This is a genomic window from Planococcus antarcticus DSM 14505, assembly GCF_001687565.2.
GTDB classification, from domain to species: domain Bacteria; phylum Bacillota; class Bacilli; order Bacillales_A; family Planococcaceae; genus Planococcus; species Planococcus antarcticus.
Window position 1 is genome coordinate 293171 of record NZ_CP016534.2, and the last position, 20955, is coordinate 314125.

At 42.8% G+C, this 20955-nt stretch carries 20 protein-coding genes and 2 pseudogenes; 13 read left to right on the forward strand and 9 right to left on the reverse strand.

Going from position 1 to position 20955, the window contains the following annotated elements:
• Positions 1-51: 51 nt before the first annotated feature.
• The 3 genes from BBH88_RS01605 to BBH88_RS01615 are packed head-to-tail and all read right to left on the reverse strand — an operon-like array spanning position 52 to position 2472.
• Positions 52-624: a 5' nucleotidase, NT5C type gene (locus tag BBH88_RS01605; RefSeq protein ID WP_006828165.1), complete on the reverse strand. Its 573-nt coding sequence runs from the start codon at positions 622-624 to the stop codon at positions 52-54.
• Positions 621-1724 (reverse strand): bifunctional diaminohydroxyphosphoribosylaminopyrimidine deaminase/5-amino-6-(5-phosphoribosylamino)uracil reductase RibD, encoded by a 1104-nt coding sequence (gene ribD / locus BBH88_RS01610; protein WP_006828166.1) that lies wholly within the window; start codon positions 1722-1724, stop codon positions 621-623. The genes BBH88_RS01605 and ribD overlap by 4 nt, the downstream gene beginning before the upstream one ends.
• Positions 1711-2472, reverse strand: coding sequence for a GTP cyclohydrolase II (locus BBH88_RS01615; protein WP_006828167.1), 762 nt, complete (start codon positions 2470-2472; stop codon positions 1711-1713). Before BBH88_RS01615 ends, ribD begins: the two co-directional genes overlap by 14 nt.
• A 235-nt stretch (positions 2473-2707) precedes the next feature.
• Between BBH88_RS01615 and BBH88_RS01620 the strand changes: the two genes are divergently transcribed.
• The 3 genes from BBH88_RS01620 to BBH88_RS01630 all read left to right on the forward strand — a co-directional run bounded on the left by BBH88_RS01620 (position 2708) and on the right by BBH88_RS01630 (position 4757).
• A complete protein-coding gene (locus BBH88_RS01620) occupies positions 2708-3205 on the forward strand; it encodes a ferritin (protein WP_006828168.1) in 498 nt (165 codons plus the stop codon).
• Positions 3206-3270: 65 nt separating this feature from the next.
• The gene (locus BBH88_RS01625) at positions 3271-4002 is read left to right on the forward strand and encodes an ABC transporter ATP-binding protein (RefSeq protein WP_006828169.1); all 732 of its coding nucleotides are present in this window, start codon (positions 3271-3273) and stop codon (positions 4000-4002) included.
• Positions 3999-4757, forward strand: a complete 759-nt coding sequence (locus BBH88_RS01630) for an ABC transporter permease (RefSeq protein ID WP_006828170.1) — start codon at positions 3999-4001, stop codon at positions 4755-4757. The genes BBH88_RS01625 and BBH88_RS01630 overlap by 4 nt, the downstream gene beginning before the upstream one ends.
• Before the next feature lie 226 nt (positions 4758-4983).
• Here the strand turns inward: BBH88_RS01630 and BBH88_RS01635 are convergent, their stop codons facing one another.
• Complete coding sequence (locus BBH88_RS01635) at positions 4984-6045, reverse strand: saccharopine dehydrogenase family protein (protein ID WP_006828171.1); 1062 nt, start codon at positions 6043-6045, stop codon at positions 4984-4986.
• Positions 6046-6310: 265 nt separating this feature from the next.
• Here BBH88_RS01635 and BBH88_RS01640 point away from each other — a divergent pair, with 265 nt between their 5' ends.
• The 7 genes from BBH88_RS01640 to BBH88_RS01670 all read left to right on the forward strand — a co-directional run bounded on the left by BBH88_RS01640 (position 6311) and on the right by BBH88_RS01670 (position 13240).
• Positions 6311-6703, forward strand: a complete 393-nt coding sequence (locus BBH88_RS01640) for a DUF485 domain-containing protein (RefSeq protein ID WP_006828172.1) — start codon at positions 6311-6313, stop codon at positions 6701-6703.
• The gene (locus tag BBH88_RS01645; RefSeq protein ID WP_006828173.1) at positions 6700-8235 is read left to right on the forward strand and encodes a solute symporter family protein; all 1536 of its coding nucleotides are present in this window, start codon (positions 6700-6702) and stop codon (positions 8233-8235) included. Before BBH88_RS01640 ends, BBH88_RS01645 begins: the two co-directional genes overlap by 4 nt.
• A 126-nt stretch (positions 8236-8361) precedes the next feature.
• The gene (locus BBH88_RS01650; RefSeq protein WP_065536252.1) at positions 8362-9363 is read left to right on the forward strand and encodes a S8 family peptidase; all 1002 of its coding nucleotides are present in this window, start codon (positions 8362-8364) and stop codon (positions 9361-9363) included.
• A 326-nt stretch (positions 9364-9689) separates the two neighbouring features.
• Positions 9690-11330, forward strand: a complete 1641-nt coding sequence (locus tag BBH88_RS01655; protein ID WP_065536251.1) for an ABC transporter substrate-binding protein — start codon at positions 9690-9692, stop codon at positions 11328-11330.
• 16 nt (positions 11331-11346) lie between these two features.
• A complete protein-coding gene (locus tag BBH88_RS01660) occupies positions 11347-12426 on the forward strand; it encodes a M42 family metallopeptidase (protein ID WP_006828176.1) in 1080 nt (359 codons plus the stop codon).
• A 231-nt stretch (positions 12427-12657) separates the two neighbouring features.
• Positions 12658-13005 (forward strand): ArsR/SmtB family transcription factor, encoded by a 348-nt coding sequence (locus BBH88_RS01665; protein ID WP_040851634.1) that lies wholly within the window; start codon positions 12658-12660, stop codon positions 13003-13005.
• The gene (locus BBH88_RS01670; RefSeq protein ID WP_006828178.1) at positions 12998-13240 is read left to right on the forward strand and encodes a hypothetical protein; all 243 of its coding nucleotides are present in this window, start codon (positions 12998-13000) and stop codon (positions 13238-13240) included. The genes BBH88_RS01665 and BBH88_RS01670 overlap by 8 nt, the downstream gene beginning before the upstream one ends.
• A 284-nt stretch (positions 13241-13524) precedes the next feature.
• On the opposite strand, the pseudogene BBH88_RS19970 reads toward BBH88_RS01670, so the two are convergent.
• Together BBH88_RS19970 and BBH88_RS01675 are read right to left on the reverse strand one after the other, a co-directional pair.
• A pseudogene (locus tag BBH88_RS19970) lies at positions 13525-13800 on the reverse strand (type II toxin-antitoxin system RelE/ParE family toxin); the annotation flags it as partial.
• A gap of 179 nt (positions 13801-13979) precedes the next feature.
• Positions 13980-14390 carry a hypothetical protein gene (locus BBH88_RS01675; RefSeq protein WP_006828179.1) on the reverse strand — a complete coding sequence of 137 codons (411 nt, stop codon included), beginning with the start codon at positions 14388-14390 and terminating at the stop codon, positions 13980-13982.
• Between the two features lie 271 nt (positions 14391-14661).
• Between BBH88_RS01675 and BBH88_RS01680 the strand changes: the two genes are divergently transcribed.
• Together BBH88_RS01680 and BBH88_RS01685 are read left to right on the forward strand one after the other, a co-directional pair.
• Complete coding sequence (locus BBH88_RS01680; protein ID WP_065536250.1) at positions 14662-15702, forward strand: IS30 family transposase; 1041 nt, start codon at positions 14662-14664, stop codon at positions 15700-15702.
• A 428-nt stretch (positions 15703-16130) separates the two neighbouring features.
• Positions 16131-17039, forward strand: coding sequence for a mechanosensitive ion channel family protein (locus BBH88_RS01685; protein WP_238323379.1), 909 nt, complete (start codon positions 16131-16133; stop codon positions 17037-17039).
• Positions 17040-17245: 206 nt separating this feature from the next.
• On the opposite strand, the gene BBH88_RS01690 is transcribed toward BBH88_RS01685, so the two are convergent.
• Positions 17246-17734, reverse strand: a complete 489-nt coding sequence (locus tag BBH88_RS01690) for a DUF948 domain-containing protein (RefSeq protein ID WP_065536249.1) — start codon at positions 17732-17734, stop codon at positions 17246-17248.
• 212 nt (positions 17735-17946) lie between these two features.
• On the opposite strand from BBH88_RS01690, the gene coaW reads away from it, so the two are divergent.
• Positions 17947-18762 carry a type II pantothenate kinase gene (gene coaW, locus BBH88_RS01695; protein WP_006828182.1) on the forward strand — a complete coding sequence of 272 codons (816 nt, stop codon included), beginning with the start codon at positions 17947-17949 and terminating at the stop codon, positions 18760-18762.
• Between the two features lie 88 nt (positions 18763-18850).
• Here coaW and BBH88_RS01700 read toward each other — a convergent pair.
• A pseudogene (locus BBH88_RS01700) lies at positions 18851-19391 on the reverse strand (MFS transporter).
• Positions 19388-20818 (reverse strand): FAD-binding oxidoreductase, encoded by a 1431-nt coding sequence (locus BBH88_RS01705; RefSeq protein WP_154669112.1) that lies wholly within the window; start codon positions 20816-20818, stop codon positions 19388-19390. The pseudogene BBH88_RS01700 and the gene BBH88_RS01705 overlap by 4 nt, the downstream one beginning before the upstream one ends.
• Positions 20819-20955: the final 137 nt, after the last annotated feature.

Below are 20955 nucleotides of genomic sequence, written 5' to 3' on the forward strand. Positions count from 1 at the left end.
GAGGAAGAATAAATCATTCTTCCTCGCTTGGTTTGTTTAAGATTGAGAATTTCACTTCATTTCGCTATTAATCAGATCACCTAATTGGTTCCAGTCCTTAACGCGCGGCAAATCAAGATGACGGTTATAGGATTGATCTTTGACGATTACTGTTACTGGAGCGTTCGTTAAAGTATCCAAAACAGCCGGCTTGTCATCAACATAATAATCCAGTTGCAGGTTTTTGATGATGCCTGCCTTTTCCAAATCTTTCATGCCGCAGAAAAAGTGCTCTTTTTGGACAGGGAAACCCTGTTCGATCAACCAGTTGAAGGTATTCTCAGTATGCTCTGGTGGACGCGACGTTATATAGAAGATTTCGTGGCCATCCGACGCGAGTTGCTTCAAGAGTTTGAGGGCACCGGGATATATAGGGCAGTTGGTGAAATACAAAAAATCTAAAGAGGAATTCCACATGTCTTTTCCTTCTTCATCGCTTAATCCGAATGCCTCATGTATTTCAACGCGTTTCAAAGCATGGAAAATGTCGATGTCCACGCGTTTGTCCAGTTGCTCTTGGTAATAATGAAACGCGTATTCACGCAAATTGATCAGTGTATCGTCTATGTCAAAACCGAATTTCATCTAGTGTTACCTCCCTTTTCGGGATAGCCTGTAAACTTAAAGTCTTTGCCAATTTTGCTGAATTCACCGTCACGAAGATTGATGGCGTCTTTCATCCACTCAATACCAGTTCCTTCAACGAAAGTAGGCGCGAGTTTCCCACCAACCAATTTAGGGGCAAAGTAAAATACCACTTTATCAATCAAGCCATTTTCTAAAAATGCCGCATTGATGGTGCCGCCACCTTCAATAAAAAGCGAAGAAATTCCTTTTTCACCAAGTATGCGAACAACGTCGAATACGTCTACTTGAGTATCTTTGTTAGTTTCGTAAATGGAAATCCCCAAATTTTCTAAGGCTTTCCGTTTCTCGTTAGTGTGATTTCGACTTGTAAAGATCCAAGTATCCGCGATTCCATCTGTCACAAGCTTTGAGTCAAGCGGAATGCGTAGCGTGGAATCTAACACAAGACGAAGCGGATTTCGACCATTTGGAATACGTGCCGTCAATTCAGGATCATCTTCAATAACCGTTCCAACGCCCACCAGTATGGCCATATGCTGACTGCGCAGTAAATGAACATCCAATCGAGCTTCTTCAGAAGTAATCCATTTGCTGTCGAGAGAATGAGTAGCAATTTTTCCATCAAGTGTAGATGCAGCTTTCAAGGTGACAAAAGGAGTTTTGTCGACGATGAATTTATTGAACACTTCGTTCATTTTCCGTGACTCTTCTTCGCGCACACTGACGATTACTTCAATGCCGGCTTCTTCAAGCATACGGACACCGTTTCCAGAGACAAGTGGATTAGGATCCAAAGTAGCCACGACAACTTTTTTGATGCCGGCGGTAATGATGGCTTGTGCACAGGGGCCAGTCCGACCAAAGTGTGAGCAGGGCTCGAGCGTTACATAAATGGTCGCACCGCGGCTCATGTCAGCTGCCATGCGAAGCGCATGGATTTCAGCATGGGGTTCGCCGGCTTTTAAGTGGGTGCCGATGCCGACAATTCGATTGTCATTGACGATAACCGAACCGACCAGTGGGTTTGGGTCTGTCTGGCCTTTCAGGTTTTTGGCATTGCTGAGTGCGAGGTCCATATAAAATTCATGGCTTGACATGCATAATCTCCTCCTCGTCTCTGAGATGCCCTGAGCGGTCAATTTTGGTCTGCAGGTAGTTGGAGTTGTATTCGGATTCGTCACCCCATAAAGAGACTCTTGAAGTAATTTGGAGCCCAGCTTTTTCAATGGCATCCATTTTTTTGGGATTATTGGTCATCAATGTGACTGGCTTGGTGCGCAGTGCCTGCAGCACAGCGATAGCATCTCCGTACCTTCTGGAATCATCTACATAGCCTAACTGTTCGTTGGCTTCAACTGTATCATAACCGTTTTCCTGCAATACATACGCCATGGCTTTGCTGAAGAGGCCAATTCCGCGTCCTTCATGATTCGCTAAATAAAACAACGCACCGGTACCGTGATCAGTAATTCGCTTCATGGATTGTTTTAATTGGTAACCACAATCGCAGCGTTTGCTACCGAAAATATCGCCTGTGTGGCAGATGGAATGCATGCGGATCAGTGCATCTGAATCGTTTTCAAAATCACCGTAAACGAGAACGCTGGATTGCTGGTACTCCGCAAGGTTTGCAGAGTTGAGTTTTCCGATGATGCTTTCATAGTCTTCAGTAACCTCATCAAGGCTTAACCAGCAATACCAATTAAATATAAAAGTTTCGTCATATAAGTTCACAGGCAGCCGAATGGGTCCGACTAGGTAAACGGCGCCTTCTTCAGTTTGTATCATTTGAATTTTTTCTTTTAAGATGGCGAATACTTTTGAATCTAACTTCACGTCTGACATGCTAACATCTCCTTACATAAATCTTATACAACATATCGTACTACAATACCTTGGAAAAGGTGTGTTATTAGTACCAAACGATAATAATTATCATTGAAGCGAAGAAGAATTCCGGTATAACTGATATTTATTATCAATTGAAAACTAATATTCTCATTTAATTTGATTATGCGATAGAGCTATGTTATATTAACTACATTATAATAATTCTAAATAAGAAATAGGAGGAATAAACATGTTATCAGAAAAACTAACGAACGCATTGAACGATCAATTTAACAATGAATTACAAGCTTCACATGCTTATACCGCAATGGCAGCGTATTTTTCGAAAAAAGGTTTTCATGGTTTTGCGAACTTTTATTTAATCCAGTCAAAAGAAGAGCATTATCATGCAATGAAATTCTATAATTACCTGGTGATGATGGATGAAAAACCAGTTCTGCAAGCTTTGACTGAACCGAAAAATCATTTTGTCAGCGCCTTGGATGTTCTTGAAAACTCATTGTCGCAAGAGAAAGGTGTAACCAGCAATATTTATGCACTGGTGACATTAGCTGATGAGCTTCAAGAACATGCGACGCTGTCCTTCCTGGATTGGTTTATCGAAGAACAAATGGAAGAAGAAAAATCATTCCGCGATATCATTGCGAGAGTGAGAGCCATTGAAGAAGGCGGCGAGTACTTCCTGAAAATGGATGATGAGTTCGCACAACGCAAACTAGAAGCGTAATAGCAACGAAAAACAGCACACAGCATAAAGTGTGCTGTTTTTCTGTCCGAAAGGAAGTGGCATTCATGTCTGTAAGGTATAAACCGGCTATCCATTTTAATCATGTAGATTTTTCGTTTTCGAAAACACCTATTTTAAAAGGCATTACTGGTTCTTTTCCAGAAGGGAAAATCACGACACTGGTTGGTCCGTCAGGGGCTGGGAAGACGACACTTTTAAAATTGTGCAATGGGCTATTATCGGCACAATCAGGAGAAGTTTATATTAAAGATCAGCCGATTGAAAGCTATGAGCCAGTTGAACTACGTCGCTCTGTTGGCATAGCACTTCAAAGTGCGCCAATGATTACGGGCAGCGTCTACGAAAATTTAAGCTTGCCGCTGGAACTTCAAGGAGAATCTCTATCGAAAGCTGAAGCGGTCGAATTATTGGAGGATGTTGGACTGGAAGAAGAGCTGATGGAGCGGAAAGTCAAAGACTTGTCCGGTGGTCAGCGCCAAAAAGTCTCCATCGCCCGGACACTCGTCAATAAACCGGCCGTTTTATTGCTCGACGAAATCACCTCTTCTTTAGATCGCACGTCTTTGAGGGAAATTGAAGAATTGATCGTCAAAATCAATCGGAAATACGGCACTGCCATCATCTGGATTACGCATAATCTGCAACAAGCGCTTGAAATCGGTGATTATACGTGGGTGATGATGGACGGCGAAGTGGTCGAAACGGGCGAAAGTGATTTGCTCAATGATCCGGTAAATGACAAAGTTAGACAGTTTGTTACGGGGGAGGCCGAATGAGCTACTTAACCTTATCCATCACCCTCATTTTTGTAGCAATTCCTCTCGTATTGTCCAAAACCTTAAATCTCGGCTTAGAACGGGATACAATTGTTGCAACTTTACGTTCGATTGTTCAGTTGCTAGCGGTCGGCTATGTATTGAAATTTGTTTTTGATTCGGAAAGCCTAATCTATATTTTCCTGATGGTCGGTTTGATGATTGCAGCAGCTACGCATAACGCACAGAAAAAAGGAGCAGCCATTCAGGGAATTACCTCGAAAGTGGCAGCTACACTGATAGTTGTGGAGGTATTGACGCAAGGCATCTTGCTCGGCTTTAATATTACGCCAGCAACAGCCCAATACATTATTCCCATCAGCGGGATGGTTATTGGAAATTCAATGGTGTTATCGATTTTGTTCCTGAATCGTTTTACAGCAGAAGTCGAGTCAAACCAAGACCAAACAGAGCTGATCTTGTCGCTCGGTGGAACGCCTAAACAGGCCATCCACCGACAATTAATCACGTCGATAAAAGCCAGCATGATTCCGACAATAGAAAGTCAGAAAACTGTTGGACTCGTTCAGTTACCAGGAATGATGAGTGGGCAAATCATTGCGGGAGCAGACCCGATTCAAGCCGTTCAATTCCAACTTCTCATCATGTTCCTATTACTGACAACAGCCGCTGTGACCAGTGTCATGCTCGGCTTCTTATCTTATCCAACTCTATTCAACCAGCGAATGCAATTAATCACGAAAGAACTTAGTTAAGGATGAAGACAAATTCGGGTTTCCGGGTTTGTCTTCTTTTTATGTTCGAAAATCGGATTAGAGAATGTGGCTTTTAAAGCGATTCGTCTGCTTTAGGCACGGCTCACTCCCAGACAGTGGATGCCCTTTTTATAACAGGATAGATGGAATGGTAATTTTCTATGCCGTTACTGGCGCTTTGGGCATGGCTCCAGTAGAGAGGTTTGGAAATAGACCCCAGCTCCATTTACCGGGGATAAAAAGTATCGATTTCAAAGGTACCCGAATCAGGTAAGCTTTCCACCAAAACGGAGCCGAACAGGCCTGCGGGTGTATAGTATCCGCCTTCGACTTTTTCAATCAGTAGACGACGGACAATCTCGAGAGAACCATAGACTGTCAGATCATAGACGTTGGCGGTTCGAATGCGGGCGACTTTGATGACGCCTTCCTGATTTTTTGCTTCTCCCCAAATATAGGCCGGGGAATTAGCTCGAACTTCGCTGTCTGGACCCTTCACCCGTTTTTCTACTTGCTTTTCCAGTTTTTCTTTCATCCAATCTGTCGCCAGCAAGGGACCCGCTGCGCCCATCAAACGTGCGCTGTAAACTTGAGGTTTTGGCATCGGAATCCAGGCAGAAATATTCGGAATACCAGTCGTGTAGAATGCGGTTGAAACATCGCCCCAAGGAATTCCCATGGCGGAACGTGAACCGCGCCCAAAATCGATGGTCCGGTGCTGACGTCCGATTGGAACAGCCTTTAAGATTCCATCTTCCCTGTGCATGCTGCCTGAGCCCAGACCTTGGATCATGGTTTTGAACGTACCTGGTGAAATGCCTGAATCTGAATCAAAACCAAGTGCCAGCTCAATTGCGTCAGGCATTTCTTCTTTCAATTTTAAAGCGGTGCAGTCGGTCGGGATCACATCAAAGCCGACTCCGGAACACAGAATGACTTCTTTTTCAGCAGCTCGAGCATGCAGGGAATGAGTCCATTCGAATACAGAAATTTCTCCTGTAATGTCCAAGTAATGTGTTTTTGCTAACAAACATGCTTGAATCATGGGTTCGCTAGTTACTTGAAAAGGACCAGCACAGTGGAGGACCAGATCGATATCTTCTAGTTGTGCTGCTGCGTGTTTATCTAACGGAAAGGCTTGGAATTCCAGTGACAATTCTTCAGCCAATGGTCGGATTTTATCGGCATTGCGACCTCCAAGTACAGGAGACATACCTCTATTAACCGCTTCTCTGGCAATCAATTCACCCGTGTAGCCAGTTGTTCCGTAAATCATCCATTTTTTCATTTCATCGGCTCCTCGTTTTTTAGCTCTTCTAGCTATTGTATTCTGTAAAAGCTGAAAAAACCCTTTGTTTAGTTGTAGCTAAGACGCTAACTCATCCTATTGAGCCACTTGAAAAGCCAAGTGGTTAGCCCAACTTATGTGGGGATGAAAATGAGAAAGAGAATATATGCCATATTTACATTTTTTACAAATAAATGTTGACTCTAGAAATTTAGAGTGCTTTAATTGTCTATAGATTCGGAATAATAAAAAAGAGGTGAAAAATATGACGAAGGTCACCACAGGAAACGGAATCCAGAGTGGAAAAAACGGTAAAGAGCCCTTTCATGAAAGGCTTCCGGATGGAATACCTGATTTTGAAAAGATAGAAAATTCATCAAGCTTCAGAGAATTGATGAGGAGAAAAAAGCGCTTTTTGATTCCGACAACGATTCTATTTTTAGGTCTTTATCTCTTATTTAATATCGTAATTTCTTATACAGACTGGTTAAATGCCACTTTTATTGGAGATATCACGTGGGTGTGGGTATTCGCTTTCGGACTGTTCGCGATGACGTGGATTCTTGTGACTATTTATATGAAACGCGCTGCAAAATTCGATGAAATGGCTAAGAACACGTTAAAGGAATTTGAATATGACGAGGAGGAAACTAAATGAATGCTACGGTTATATCCATTTTTGTCTTTATCGTAGGGATCACCCTTGTCATTACTTATTTTGCAGCGAAACGCACAAATTCCGCTAGTGATTTCTATACAGCGGGAGGCGGCTTAACCGGTTGGCAAAATGGCTTGGCTATTGCAGGGGATTACTTATCAGCAGCCTCTTTTCTAGGAATTGCAGGAGCCATTGCTTTGTTCGGTTTTGATGGTTTCTTATTTTCTATCGGCTACTTAGTAGCGTATTTAGTAGTTCTTTTCATTGTTGCTGAACCACTTCGCAATTTAGGGAAATATACCCTTGCCGATATGATCAATGCGCGCTTTAATGCAAAAAAAGTCCGCGGGGCAGCGGCATTAAGTTCTATTACCATTGTTATCTTCTACATGATTGCCCAATTGGTTGGGGCAGGAGCATTGATTCAATTGCTGTTCGGCATTGATTACATATGGGCTGTTCTGCTTGTCGGCATCATGATGACCATTTATGTACTGTTCGGTGGGATGACAGCAACAAGTTGGGTGCAGATTATCAAAGCAGTGCTGTTGATGATTGGTACCGTTATCTTGTCGTTCCTTGTATTGAAGAATTTTAACTTCAATATCTTGGAGATGTTTACGCAAATGAAGACGGCTACGCCTCACGGAGAAGCGTATTTAAGTCCTGGCGTAAAATACAAAATTCCATTAGATACAATTTCGTTAATGCTTGCTTTGGTTCTCGGAACTGCAGGACTGCCACACATTCTGATGCGTTTCTTTACCGTTAAAGACGCAAAAACTGCCCGAAGCTCAGTGATGTGGGCTACGTGGATTGTTGGGATTTTTTATGTTATGACTATTTTTCTTGGTTTCGGAGCCGCGGCTTTCGTAGGATCTGATTTGATCACCGCGACAAACCCTGCCGGAAATATGGCGGCACCTCTGTTAGCGCAGGCTTTAGGTGGTGATGTGCTAATGTCGTTCATTTCAGCTGTTGCGTTTGCAACAATTCTAGCTGTAGTGGCGGGACTTGTTTTGACAGGTGCTTCAGCGTTTGCCCATGATATTTATGGCCAAATCATCAAAAAAGGTCAGGCGACGGAACGCCAGCAAATGTTGGCAGCCCGCTATGCGTCTCTTGGCGTATCGGCATTCTCCATCCTTTTGGCGATTTTTGCACAAAGCTTGAATGTAGCGTTCCTAGTCTCGCTAGCATTCTGTATTGCTGCCAGTGCTAATTTGCCGGTTATTCTTTATACAATTTTCTGGAAACGTTTTAACACGACCGGAGCAGTATCCGCAATTTTAACCGGGTTGATTTCAGCATTAGTACTGGTTTCCCTCAGCCCGAGCGTAATGAGTCCGGAAGCGGGAGCGGCGATTTTCGTTGGCGATCCGATTTTCCCGTTGACCAATCCAGCCTTATTCTCTGTACCCCTTGGCTTTATCGGCGGATGGGTTGGAACGATGTTGTCAAAAGAACGCGACCTCAAGAAATACTCCGAGGTCAACGTTCGTGCGAATACCGGTGGGTTTAGACAATTGTAAAGAAAGAGAAAAAATCGGTGCCACAATAGGCATCGATTTTTTCATTTGAATATTAAAGGATTCGGACAGAACATGACGAATTAAGTGAAGTAAGAAAAGAATTGGAAATTAAGGGGAGTGAAACGAATGACGAAGCTCTATTTAATTCCTTACCGCGTAGAAGAGATAGTTGAACAGGCACCACAGATTCCCGAAGGTATACGGATGATCGAAGCTCCTGAAGTGTGGGAAGCAGCAGAAAAAGGGAAAGGGACGATCATTGCCATCTTAGACACCGGTTGTCAGCCGGATCATCCTGATCTGCAAGACCGAATTATTGGTGGGAAAAACTTTACGCCTGATTTCGATGGCGATGCAGCGAATTTTGACGATAATAACGGCCATGGCACACATGTCGCAGGGACTGTTGCTGCTTCCTATAGAAAAGATGGTGGAATAGCGGGAGTGGCACCATCTGCTCAGCTGCTCATTTTGAAAGTGCTGGCGGGGGAAGGCGGCGGGGAATATCAGGGAATCATCGACGGCATCCAGTTTGCGATTGATTGGAGAGGACCGAACGGGGAAACGGTAACGGTCATTTCCATGTCGCTTGGAGGACCGGAAGATGTAACGGATCTCCACGAGGTGATTAAGCGTGCTGTAGACGTCGGTATCCCAGTTGTCTGTGCTGCAGGCAACGAAGGAGATGACCTTCACGATACCAACGAATTCGCTTATCCAGGAGCTTACGGTGAGGTAATTCAAGTAGGAGCAGTGAATTTTGATCGAAGAATTGCCAATTTCAGCAATACGAATGATGAAATCGATTTAGTAGCTCCAGGCGTCGACATTTATTCGACGTATCCGGGAGGGAAATATGCCAGTTTGTCAGGCACTTCAATGGCAACGCCACATGTATCTGGAGCTTTGGCATTAATTAAAAATATTGCAGAAAAAGAATTTGCCCGTGAACTAACAGAAGCTGAGTTATATGCTCAATTGGTTCGCCGCACAATGCCGCTTGGCTATCCGAAAACTGCAGAAGGCAATGGCTTGCTGTCACTGGATATTTTGAATAAAATCGAACAATTGTTTAAAGTGATCAACAGATCTTACAGTACAACCGAAAAAAGAAAACTAAACGACTGATAATAGGTAGAGTCATCCATTTTACGATTAGTGGATGGCTTTTTTTGATGCTTAAAATTTGCATCGGGTTAGTTTGTATAGCTATAAGGGTTGATCGGGAAGTGATATAGAGAGTAGTGAAGCAATCTGAAGATGTAGAGTTTTTATTTGGACATCTTCAAAAAACTAAATTATATTCATTTGAAAAGAAAATTCAGAATACTCATTTGATAATTTGCATTAATATGCTTATACTTAACCTTATCTTCTTATTGTCTATAATTATATGGAATTAGCTTCCGTTATGTAGATAAAAAGTATCAAAAAACATACGAGGGGGAAAAATAATGGAGAAAAATCTATATCGTCCAATTTGCCTTTTACTGATTTTGGTTTTATTGCTGGCAGCTTGTTCTGGGAACAATGAAACAGGGAGTGCGGAAAACAGTGGAGAAGAGATGACGGAAGAAGACAAGCAGGGGGGCACATTGATTTATGGCCGTGGAGCTGATTCGGTTGGACTGGATCCCATCAATGTGACAGATGGCGAGTCCATACGGGTTACTCACAATGTTTTTGAAACTTTGTTGGAATACGACCAAAATTTAGAATTACAGCCGAAACTGGCAACTGAGTATAGTTCGAGTGAAGATGGCTTGACTTGGACATTCCAATTACGTGAAGGCGTCACATTCCATGACGGAACTGACTTTAATGCGGAAGCGGTCGTCTTCAATTTTGAGCGGTGGATGGACCCAGAAAACCCATACCACCAAGGAGATTTTCCTTATTATCCGTTCCTCTATGGCGGATTTAAAGGAGATGAAAATCATTTAATCGAGCATGTGGTAGCGACAGGTGAGCATGAGCTTGAAATCAAACTGAAACGTAAAACGGCTCCATTCCTTAGTTACTTAGCCATTTCCATGTTCGGGATTGCAAGCCCGGCCGCTATTGAGCAGTATGGTGACAAATTGTATGAGCATCCAGTAGGTACAGGACCGTTCCAGTTTGAAGAGTGGAGCCGTAACAGTACCATTACATTAGCAAAAAATCCTGAGTACTGGATGGACGGAAAACCTTATTTGGATAAACTTATCTATCAAGTAATCCCTGAAAATGCAGCACGATTGAACGCTCTACAAGCTGGAGAAATTGACGTCTTAGACGGCATGAACGCTGGTGACACGAATATCGTAGAAGAAACAGAAGGGCTAGAGCTGCAGAAGCGCCCAAGTTTTAATATCGGCTATATGGCCTTCAATATGGAAAAAGAACCGTTTAATGATCCATTAGTCCGAAAAGCAATTAGCATGGCAATCAATAAAGAAGAAATTGTAGATGCATTCTATAACGGGTTAGCGGACACCGCAACGAGTCCATTGCCTCCTTCACTGTGGAGCCATGATGATACGTTGAAAAAATACGATTACAATGTCGAAGAAGCGAAAAAGCTATTAGCTGAAGCAGGATTTGCAGATGGCTTTAAAACTGAACTGTATACAATGAGCAATCCGCGTCCTTATTTGCCGGAACCAATGAAAATTGCTGAAGCGATCCAGTCAGATTTAGCTGAAATTGGTATTACGGCTGAAATCGTCTCGATGGAATGGGCAACCTATTTGGAAGATACGAAAAACGGCAAGCACAGTATGGCGATGTACGGTTGGACCGGCGTCATGGCTGATCCCGATAACTTCTTGTATCCAAACTTAAGCAAAACCAATGCACAAGTGCCGGCACAGAATATCGCCTTCTATAAGAGTGATGAATTTACCTCGTTGATCACAGAAGCCCGTGAAACCATTGATCAAGACAAACGGACTGAGCTTTATAAAGAAGCGCAACAGTTGTTCCAAGAAGACGCGCCGTGGGTAATGCTCGCTTATACAACTCCACCGCTTGCACAAAGCGATTATGTGGAAGACTATATACCGCATCCGATGAGCAATGATTTAATGACGGATGTCTATTTATCAAACCAATAATTGGAGTGGATGAGCTTTGTATCAATTGCTAAAAAATCTATGTGAACTAGTAGGGCCAAGTGGTTTTGAACAAGACGTTCAACGCTTTATCAAAAATGAAATAGAGAATAAAGTGGATGAATTGGAGGTGGATGCTCTGGGTAATCTGATTGCGACGATAAAAGCGACAGATCCTCAGTTGCCATCGATTCTGCTGGCAGCACATGCAGATGAAATCGGCTTTATCGTCAAAAAAATCGAGCCGAACGGCACACTTCGTTTTGAACAGCTCGGTGGATTTGATAATCGTGTGCTGCTGGCACAACCTGTCACTATTAAAGGGGCGGATGGTTACATTGAAGGAGTAATCGGAACTTTAGCTGTTCATTATGTGAAATGGGACGATCCAAAAAGAATCACTTCTCACCGTGATTTGTATATCGACGTCGGGGCATCTTCGGCACAAGAAATTCTGGAAATGGGCATTAAAGTTGGTCAGCCAATAAGCTATGGCAGTGGCCTAAAATTAGTAGGAGACAAAAAACGCAATCGCGTAGTCGGAAAAGCACTCGATGACCGTTCAGGCTGTGCCGTGTTGATCGAACTGATCAACAATCTTCAGTCGAAAAAAGACAGTAAACATGGCGAAATTTATTGTGTCTTTACGGTTCAAGAAGAAGTGGGGTTAAGAGGAGCTTCTGTACTATCACCAAATCTCAAACCTGATTTTGCCTTGGCCATCGATACAACACCGACTAGTGATACGTACGATGTCTTAATGACAGGAACGCGGAAGCTCGGGAGCGGGCCCTGCATCAAAATCGCCGACAAGTCATTGATATCGCATCCGCTTGTCACAGGACTTTTGGAAAAAGTTGCGGTAGAACAGAATATTCCGCATCAACAGGAAATTTTCATGGGCATCGGTACAGATGCCGGGGCAATCCACATGACATCTACCGGGGTTTCGTCAGGAGTGATATCCATTCCTTCTCGCTATACACATACCCCCATCGAAATTGTCGATTTGGATGATCTTAATAACACCGTTCGGTTAGTGGAAGCATTCATTTTTTCTTCAAAGAGCTTAGTTGGAAAGAACTTTTTGGATACATGAATAGTGGTAAGAGCCGGGTGCCCAACAAAGCACTCGGCTTTTTTCTGAAATAAAATAGAAACGAAATTTTGGTTCGGAAATATATATCGGTAATGACGAACGTTCGTGAAGTGTTTTGGTACGTTTACGAACACGTTGAAATGAAAAGTGAAGAATGAAGTTTATAAAATTTTTAAACTATCCATGATCAAGAATTGACTTATATATATACCTGTAATATTATACTTACATATGACACATTTTAATTCAGGAGATCATTTACTTACAGTCCTTGAAGCTTTGTCGAATTCCCATCGACTCAGAATTATTGCCGTTCTTTCAGAAGGGAAGCAATACGTGAGTCAGCTTGCAAGAGAATTAGGTATTAGTAGACCACTGTTATATCTTCACTTACAAAAACTAGAGGAGGCCGAATTGGTTACGAGCGATATGGAAATTTTAGAGAGTGGAAAAGCAGCTAAATACTACATGCTTAATTCATTTCAAATTGAATTGAACGACCAATTGGTACATAAGCTAGCAAATTCTTTAAGCGTTAAAAAGAAAAATGACAATAAAGGAGAAAAAGAGAGTGACTGAGACAACAAGCTTTAATATAGGGGATATAGTAGCAACCACATTTATATTAGGTTTTTCGATCATCATACCAGCAATTATTATCTTTATCATTTACAAAATCATTAAGCGAAGTGAAAAAAGAGCAAATGAACGAATTGCGTTAGAAAGAGAAAATACTGTGCTAGTCAAGAAGCAACTTGATGATATGAATGAGCGAGTTATGATCATAGAAAAAATGCTCCGAGAAGTAGAGTAACAATAAAACGGAATACCTTAAATTAAAGGTATTCCGTTTTATTGATTTTGAAGTTTCTAAAGAAACAACATTAGTTTTTTACCGATTTTAATCCAGCAACTCTTTCGAAATCTAAAAAGAATTAGGGCAGTGAACACTGAAAACTGAATGTAACAAAAGTGCAGTTAAGTTACATTCAAAACAATGATAACCCCCGATCGGCCATTTGGCCGATCGGGGGTTATTACAGGCGTTATTATTAACTTTCAACTAGATTGGAGCTATTCGTTTGCTCGTCCTGGTTTTTATCGTATTCTTGCATGAGAGAAGGAACATCCGTCTAAATAGCGTTTAGCGCGCTCGATTTCCCCAGGTGGTGTTGTTCCAGTTTTCTTTCGGAACCCATTCAATAAAATGAATTCACCATTTTCGTAATGAAAACGGAAAAAGCGAAAGCTAGTGCTGACTAGAATTGTGCGGAGTTCATAGATGTCTTTCTCTATCGGTCTTCTGTGTGGCATATGCAGCGTTGGACCAAACTCTCCCAGTAATTGAATGGTGCGTAATACCTTCGCTCTTTCCTTTTGGGAAGCGAGTTTAAAAACTCAGCAGCAGGTTCTTCGCCATTGTCTTTTTTATATGCATTGACTGTCCATTTTGGCTTTTCCATACGCCGAATATAACATATAAGTAATAAAATATCGATTATGATGAGCAAATTCTAAAAGTAACTTAATTTGAATTAAGTTCCATTCAGTTTCTAATACTCTTCGTTTAAAAATTCTTCGATGTATTCCTTCAATTCCTCTTTTATTTCTTCTAGAGATTCATCCGGAAATTCTCCGATAATTTTACTCCCAGGTATGTTTTTCGAAATAGGTAAACCCAAAACCCTTCGTTGGCATTCCCAAATTGTAATAATATGCAAGTTAATGAGTTCGCCGTCTGGATTGAATTTATCTGATATACCAATCGAAATAGTGGAACAGTAGCCTGGCTGGAAATGATCTGAACCATCAAGATCAAAACCAACATAAAACTCAAGATTTCTATTTTCGAAGATGAATTTGTTTTCTCTTAACACAATTTCACTATGTTCTTTTAAGGCCGATTCCATCTCCTGAATCTTTATCTTTAGTTCTTCCGCAAAATTCTTCTGCTGATACTTCATCTATAAAATCACTGCCTTTTGAAAATAGGATATATTTGTATTCCTTAAAAGAAAAGAAGAATCCTCTTATAAACGGCTTGAATTCTAAATTCTGTACTTTTGTATGCACAGTTAATTATGGATCATCTTTAAATAAACGTTTGTAAGCAAAAAAAATCGGCTAGTTGTAAAATGAAATGCAACAGCTAACTTGCTAAAAAAACAGAAAAAGCCACAGATAAACCGTGTATGATTAAGTCGACGAAACATCAATCGATACGGAGGTTTATCTATGGCACACACACAGTCTACCACATCAAAACGCTCGTTTAAACACTTGACCCCTTTCGACCGTGGGCGAATCGCCGCGCTTCAGGAGGAGGGAAAAACCCAAACCGCTATTGCAGAAGCGATTGGCTGCGCCAAAAGCACAATCAGCCGAGAACTCAAACGTGGCACCGTCACGCAGATGAAGACCGGCCGTGCGACATTCGAAGCCTACTTTCCGGAAACCGGACAGCTGAAATACGAAGAAAACCGCCAAGCCTGTGGAGCCAACCTCAAGCTAGATGACGCCATCGAATTTATCCAGTACACAGAAACCAAAATCTTGGACGACCACTGGTCACCCGACGCGGTCTGCGGATCTGCAACACTCCATGAACAATTCGAAGGCAAACGGGTCTGCACCAAAACGCTTTACAATTACATCGAGCTTGGCTACATCGGGGTCAAAAACATCGACCTCCCGATGAAAGTGCGGCTGAATACAAAAAAGCGGCGGATCCGAGTGAACAAGCGCGTGCTTGGCCGCAGTATCGAAGAGCGACCGGAAGCCGTGGAAGACCGGACCGAATTCGGTCATTGGGAAATCGATACGGTCATCGGCAAGAAAAGCCAGGACGAAGCCTTGATGACGCTGACTGAACGGAAGACCCGCCAGGAAATCATCATCCGGATCGATGACAAGGGCAGTGATTCCATTACGAAAGCGTTGGAACTCGTGCGGAACAAGTTTGACGCGAACTTCGCTCAGGTCTTCAAGACCATTACTTCCGACAACGGGTCGGAGTTCGCAGAACTGGCTGCGTCGCTCGAAAAGGACAAAACGGCAGTCTTTTTTACACACCCGTATACCTCCTGCGAGCGCGGAACGAACGAGCGCCACAACGGGCTCATCCGCCGCTTCATCCCAAAAGGAAAAGCGATCCATTCAGTGGCAGAGGAAACCATCCGGTACGCAGAGAACTGGTGCAACCGCCTGCCGCGAAAGATTCTCGGGTACCGGACACCGGAAGCGTGCTTCTTAGAAGAACTCGCCAACATCGCCTAATCCGCAGTTTAATGGGTTTTCATGTTTTGTTGCATTTAATATTGCAATCTAGGAGCAAAAAAAATCCTTCTTTTGAATGTAACTTAATACCAACCCAAGTTACATTTACAACCCCTATTCCGATGAACTTTGAAGAGCAAGAAGAGAAAGTCGATTTGCTAGAAAAAATACATTTAATTTCCAATTGTATAGGGTTTTAAACGTACTTTTGACTAGACACAAGTTTACATATCTCAGGCTATCGGAAGAGAAGACGCTTCGCATGAAGATTCTTCTTTTCTTTTGTTCGGATCAGTGCGATTCTCTAAATAAAACAATTGGATCTGTAAAGGGAAAAGCGAAATTGTAAACGAAATATGCTATAAAAACAGAAAACCCTATCCGGGAGTGAAATCATCTATCTATGTATGTTATAAAGGAACAGGAATATGGAAAACGATTGCGGCAAAACCCTGCTGTTTCACCCTGAAAATAGAAAGGATGGTTTTTTGTTTAGTTTTAAAAATTTCGACGGGGAAACGCTCCTCTTTGGAGCTGGAGTAATTGCAGCTCAAATAATTGGAATTCTGATTGCTTTTGTTTTGGTGAAAGCGATCGGAAAAAAACTGATAAACCGTTTCTTCGATAAATTATTGATAAAAGGCGATGTTACGAAAGGCCGTGCATTAACGCTTCAGAGCTTATCAGAAAACCTGTTCTCTTACGTCTTGATCTTCATATTGGTTACAACTTTATTCAATATATTCGGTTTGTCTGTGGCGAGTTTAATTGCCGGTGCTGGAATTGTTGGACTGGCGATAGGATTCGGGGCACAGGGCCTTGTTAGTGACGTCGTTACCGGGTTCTTTTTGTTGCTGGAAAAACAAATTGATGTGAATGATTACGTAACTGTCGGAAGCATGGATGGCATTGTGGAGGCGGTAGGTTTAAGAACAACGAAGATTCGCAGTTTCGATGGCACGTTAAATTATATTCCGAACCGGGACATCACTACAGTCAGTAACCATTCGCGTGGCAATATGCGCGCGCTTGTGGATATTGGCATTTCTTACGATGAAAACATCGACGAAGCGATGGCAGTCATACAGGCAGCTTGTGCGCATGTGGCGGCAGAAGCTGTGGGTATCGTTGAAGGTCCAGATGTTATTGGCGTACAAGCATTTGGTGCGTCAGACGTTACTTTGCGAATCATTGCAAGAGCAAAGAATGGAGAGCAATGGGCGGTAGAACGACAACTGCGCAAAGCTATTAAAGAAGCATTGGATGCAAAGGGCATCGAAATTCCATTCCCGCATCAGGTCAACATCCATAAAAATATGGAAATTCTGAAAAGCTAATTAAGCAAAAAGAAGTGGATACTAAAAAAGCTGCGTTAAAAGGTATTGAACTTACTTCTAGCGCAGCTTTTTCTTCAGTAAAAACTCCACTTGTAGATGGTCCTTGAACTGCGTTCACAGGATGCAAAAACTCTAAGTATTTAAAGTAAGAACCTATACTCCATTAGAAAAGACAGCCTACGCGATGGCTGCCTTTTCTAATTTTTTTAATAGTTTTTTGGCAACTGACCTTCATCAGCCACAGATGTCGGAGTATAGGTGGAGTTGATAGTTTCAGAAGATATCTGGGTTTTTATAAAATCGAGAAAACCCATGGCTGTGTTGCTGTATTGGTTCACTTGCGCAACACTCTGCTTGTCATGATCCACTCTTAACGAAATGTTACTGGTAATTGCGCGGACCGAAGCGTTTAAGTCGATGACCGAATTCACTGTGCCTTTTCCCGCATCAATCAGCGTATTAACTTTTTCAGTTTTCATTTGAAGATCTTCTTTTAATTCATTTGCGTGATGCGATAAAGTTGTTGCCTCTAAATTGAGCTTATCGACCCGCTCTTTCAGGTTGCTTGCGGAACCTTTCATCTTTTTAACTGGTTCCTTGATTCCTGATATCAGCATAACAACCCCGACTATCGCGATAATCAGCCCAACGACGAAAATAGCAAGTGCTATGTAAAGCCATATTGCAGCATCCATATTATTTCCTCCTCTGTTTTATTGATGTCTTGGGTATGCTATACCCGTTAAACTTCCTTGATTAACATAACAGATAGAAAGAAGAAATTCTTGCTTCTTGAAACCAACCGGCAAACATCTCCCATAACAGAAACGAGTGTGGTAAAATTTCATCATATGTGTATATATTATCTGGCATTTTTAGAAGAATGCGAGAAAGAGCAGGTGCGGAAATGATTGTCGGAATAGATGCGGGCGGTACATTGATCAAAGTGGCATATACGAAAAAAGGAGAAGTCCATTTTGAAAAGTATCCAATTGCTGAAATTGAGCAAGTTGCCGACTGGGTGAACGGTCTTGGTGACAGTAAAGTTTGTGTAACAGGTGGAAGGTCGGGTGTTCTGGTTTCTTTGCTCCATCAGCCAGCTCAGGAAATGGTTGAATTTGAAGCGACTCACCTTGGTGTGCAGGTTCTTCTCAAGGAGATGGGCCGTTTGGAAGATGCATATCTGGTGACAAATGTTGGAACTGGAACCTCTATTCACTGTATTCAAGACAATATTCATGAGCGTTTGGGCGGCACCGGTGTCGGTGGAGGCACGTTGATCGGATTGAGCCATCTGTTGACGGGCGTTACTTGTTACGACGACATTGTCGCGTTGGCAAGACAGGGTTCCCGCGAACGGATTGATTTGAAGGTTAAGCATATCTACGAAGGCAAGGAGCCTCCTATCTCAGGAGAACTGACAGCCAGTAACTTCGGGCAGAACCTGTTTTCCATTTCGGGAGATTTGACGAAAGAAGAGCTGCTGGCGACGGTCATCGGTCTAGTGGGTGAAACGGTCAGTACAGTCAGTGTGCAAGCGGCTCGACAGTGCAAAAGCTCAACCATCGTCTACATTGGCTCTTCCTTCATTGATAATCCATTGCTGAAGGAAGTTGTAACAAGTTATACCATTCTGCGCGGCTCGGTTCCTGTGTTTCCAGATAATGGGGAATTTTCAGGGGCGATGGGAGCCATGTCTGTATTAAATAAAAAGACTGTGTAATTTTTTTATGTTGAAAAGACGTCTTCCCTCCAACCATTGCGATGGCCGGAAGGAAGACGTTTTTTTTGAGATGAACAGCAATGATTGTCTATGCTCCAGTAGCTTCTAATTTCAACAGTTGCAGCCCGCTCCAAGCGAAAACAAGAGAAGCGACGTAAAAGATGCTGGCAATCGTCAGAAAATCAACGAGATAGCCGGTGGCGATGACGGCGAGGGCAGCGGCGACAGAGGTCCAGACATGGTAGCGGCCAATTTGCGTGCCGGCAATTTCTTTTGTGACATAGCGCCAGAACCGTTTTTTCGGAGTTTCTCTGGACCGCACCAAGCACACCCATCAGAACCTGCAGAATGTAGACATGCCAAACCTCTGAAGCTAGTGGAAAGAACAGCAGGAGGATGGCCATCCCCCAGGAATAGATGACCAGAAAGGTTTTATCTCCGACACGGTCGGCGTATTTTCCAATCAGCGGGTAGCACAATGCGGCGGTCAATGCGAATAAGCCATATGCCCAGCCGAACTGGGCATAGCTGTCTCCGACATTTCTGATTAGCAGAATATAGAATGGGAAAATCATGCTGGATGCCATACTAACGGTGCCTTGGTAATAGATGAAACGCTTATAGTTCATGGCCGATACTCCTCGTAAAAAAGATTCATAAAACGATGGTCCGGGTCAAACCGGTCTTTCAATTCAAAGAATTGTTCGGTTCTTGGGTAGGCTTCCTGCATTTGTGCTTTTGTCGGGTATCCAAAGTAAGGCAGGTAATAACTGCCACCATGTGCAAGTGTCACATCGATCATTTCCCGGACGACGTCCTGCGTTTTCTGGACACTTTTGGTATCGGTTCCCTGGTTGACCAGCAGTACAAGTGAAAACATATCCTCTTTGGCATAGGACAATACCGCATCATCGTTTTGTCCGACATAGCGGATGGTGACGTTCAATAAATTAAACTCAGGATTGGCTTCAAGTACAGTTGCTAACGCCGGGATATACTGTTCAAATTGATCTACGGGTACAAAATACTCCTGAAGAATTTCGGTTTTCCGGCTATTATCATACTCCATGAATTCTGAATCTGACCGCATGACATTATTGCGTGAAACAAAATTTCCATCGATTTGCTGTGTATAGGTTGTTTGAGCTTTCCAAAAGCTGTCTTTTCCGGCATCATTGATGCGTGAAAGCCCGAGGAAAAACTTCGGTACTGCCACCAGGTTTTCGGTTTTCAGTTTTTGAAATTCAGGAAAGGGTGTTTGGTCTGGGGCTGACTTGTACGTAATCGTATACATTTCTTCCATAAAAGACTCCGGTGCAATGGAAATACGTGCCAAATGCATTTTTGCATCCGGTTCGTTCTGTACCTGCTGCTTGAAATACGACGGATAGTCGCTGTAAGACATGCTTGCCGTTTTAGTTTCATACAACTCATCATCAATCAGCTGTAGCGTGACATCCAAAATAATGCCAAACAAGCCATAGCCGCCAAGAACCGCATAAAACAATTCCCTGTTTTCCGCAGGGCTTAACTGGAGAATTTCTCCGTCAGCATTCATTAAACGCATGGAGGAAACGGTATCTGTTAAACCGCCGTTGCGAATGTCTAAACCGTGGGCATTAACGCTCAGTGAACCACCGACAGTGAAAATGTTCTGTGACTGGCTGACTTTCAGTGATAAGCCATAGGGATTGATCACTTCTTGGATATCAGCCCACCTTGCGCCACTCTGTACAGTCACTGTTTTTTCTTCTTCATTGACTGCGAGGATTTTATTGTAGGGCTTCATATCGATCATAATGCCGTTCGGATACACCGTCTGCCCGCCTTGGCTGTGCTGCATGCCGGCAATGGACAGTACGTCCCCGGTTGCCTTGGCATCCTGCACGATTTTCTGCAGTTCATCTTCGCTCATCCCCGCCTTCACCGTTTTAATCTCGACAGGCAGGAGCCGTTGATGCAGTCCAGCAGCCGGACCATTCAGTTGAGTGGAATAAACATAAACGGATAAGCCGAAAATGCACAGGTATAAAAAAGCCATCCAAGCTGTTTTCATCACACCGTCACCCTTTTCCTTCAAAATTCTGTGTTCTTTCTCTATTAGACCGCTGCTCCTTGAAGTAGTTCCCATGGACATCAAATAATTTATGTGCTGACCCAGCTTCCTGGTGTGCACCAAGTGTTCAAAAGAAT

Excerpts from the sequence above, each read along its gene's own strand:
- BBH88_RS01605 (WP_006828165.1), bottom strand. The coding sequence starts at position 624 with ATGAAATTCGGTTTTGACATAGACGATACACTGATCAATTTGCGTGAA.
- ribD (WP_006828166.1), bottom strand. The coding sequence starts at position 1,724 with ATGTCAAGCCATGAATTTTATATGGACCTCGCACTCAGCAATGCCAAA.
- BBH88_RS01615 (WP_006828167.1), bottom strand. The coding sequence starts at position 2,472 with ATGTCAGACGTGAAGTTAGATTCAAAAGTATTCGCCATCTTAAAAGAA.
- BBH88_RS01620 (WP_006828168.1), top strand. The coding sequence starts at position 2,708 with ATGTTATCAGAAAAACTAACGAACGCATTGAACGATCAATTTAACAAT.
- BBH88_RS01625 (WP_006828169.1), top strand. The coding sequence starts at position 3,271 with ATGTCTGTAAGGTATAAACCGGCTATCCATTTTAATCATGTAGATTTT.
- BBH88_RS01630 (WP_006828170.1), top strand. The coding sequence starts at position 3,999 with ATGAGCTACTTAACCTTATCCATCACCCTCATTTTTGTAGCAATTCCT.
- BBH88_RS01635 (WP_006828171.1), bottom strand. The coding sequence starts at position 6,045 with ATGAAAAAATGGATGATTTACGGAACAACTGGCTACACGGGTGAATTG.
- BBH88_RS01640 (WP_006828172.1), top strand. The coding sequence starts at position 6,311 with ATGACGAAGGTCACCACAGGAAACGGAATCCAGAGTGGAAAAAACGGT.
- BBH88_RS01645 (WP_006828173.1), top strand. The coding sequence starts at position 6,700 with ATGAATGCTACGGTTATATCCATTTTTGTCTTTATCGTAGGGATCACC.
- BBH88_RS01650 (WP_065536252.1), top strand. The coding sequence starts at position 8,362 with ATGACGAAGCTCTATTTAATTCCTTACCGCGTAGAAGAGATAGTTGAA.
- BBH88_RS01655 (WP_065536251.1), top strand. The coding sequence starts at position 9,690 with ATGGAGAAAAATCTATATCGTCCAATTTGCCTTTTACTGATTTTGGTT.
- BBH88_RS01665 (WP_040851634.1), top strand. The coding sequence starts at position 12,658 with ATGACACATTTTAATTCAGGAGATCATTTACTTACAGTCCTTGAAGCT.
- BBH88_RS01675 (WP_006828179.1), bottom strand. The coding sequence starts at position 14,390 with ATGAAGTATCAGCAGAAGAATTTTGCGGAAGAACTAAAGATAAAGATT.
- BBH88_RS01680 (WP_065536250.1), top strand. The coding sequence starts at position 14,662 with ATGGCACACACACAGTCTACCACATCAAAACGCTCGTTTAAACACTTG.
- BBH88_RS01685 (WP_238323379.1), top strand. The coding sequence starts at position 16,131 with ATGGAAAACGATTGCGGCAAAACCCTGCTGTTTCACCCTGAAAATAGA.
- BBH88_RS01690 (WP_065536249.1), bottom strand. The coding sequence starts at position 17,734 with ATGGATGCTGCAATATGGCTTTACATAGCACTTGCTATTTTCGTCGTT.
- coaW (WP_006828182.1), top strand. The coding sequence starts at position 17,947 with ATGATTGTCGGAATAGATGCGGGCGGTACATTGATCAAAGTGGCATAT.
- BBH88_RS01705 (WP_154669112.1), bottom strand. The coding sequence starts at position 20,818 with ATGAAAACAGCTTGGATGGCTTTTTTATACCTGTGCATTTTCGGCTTA.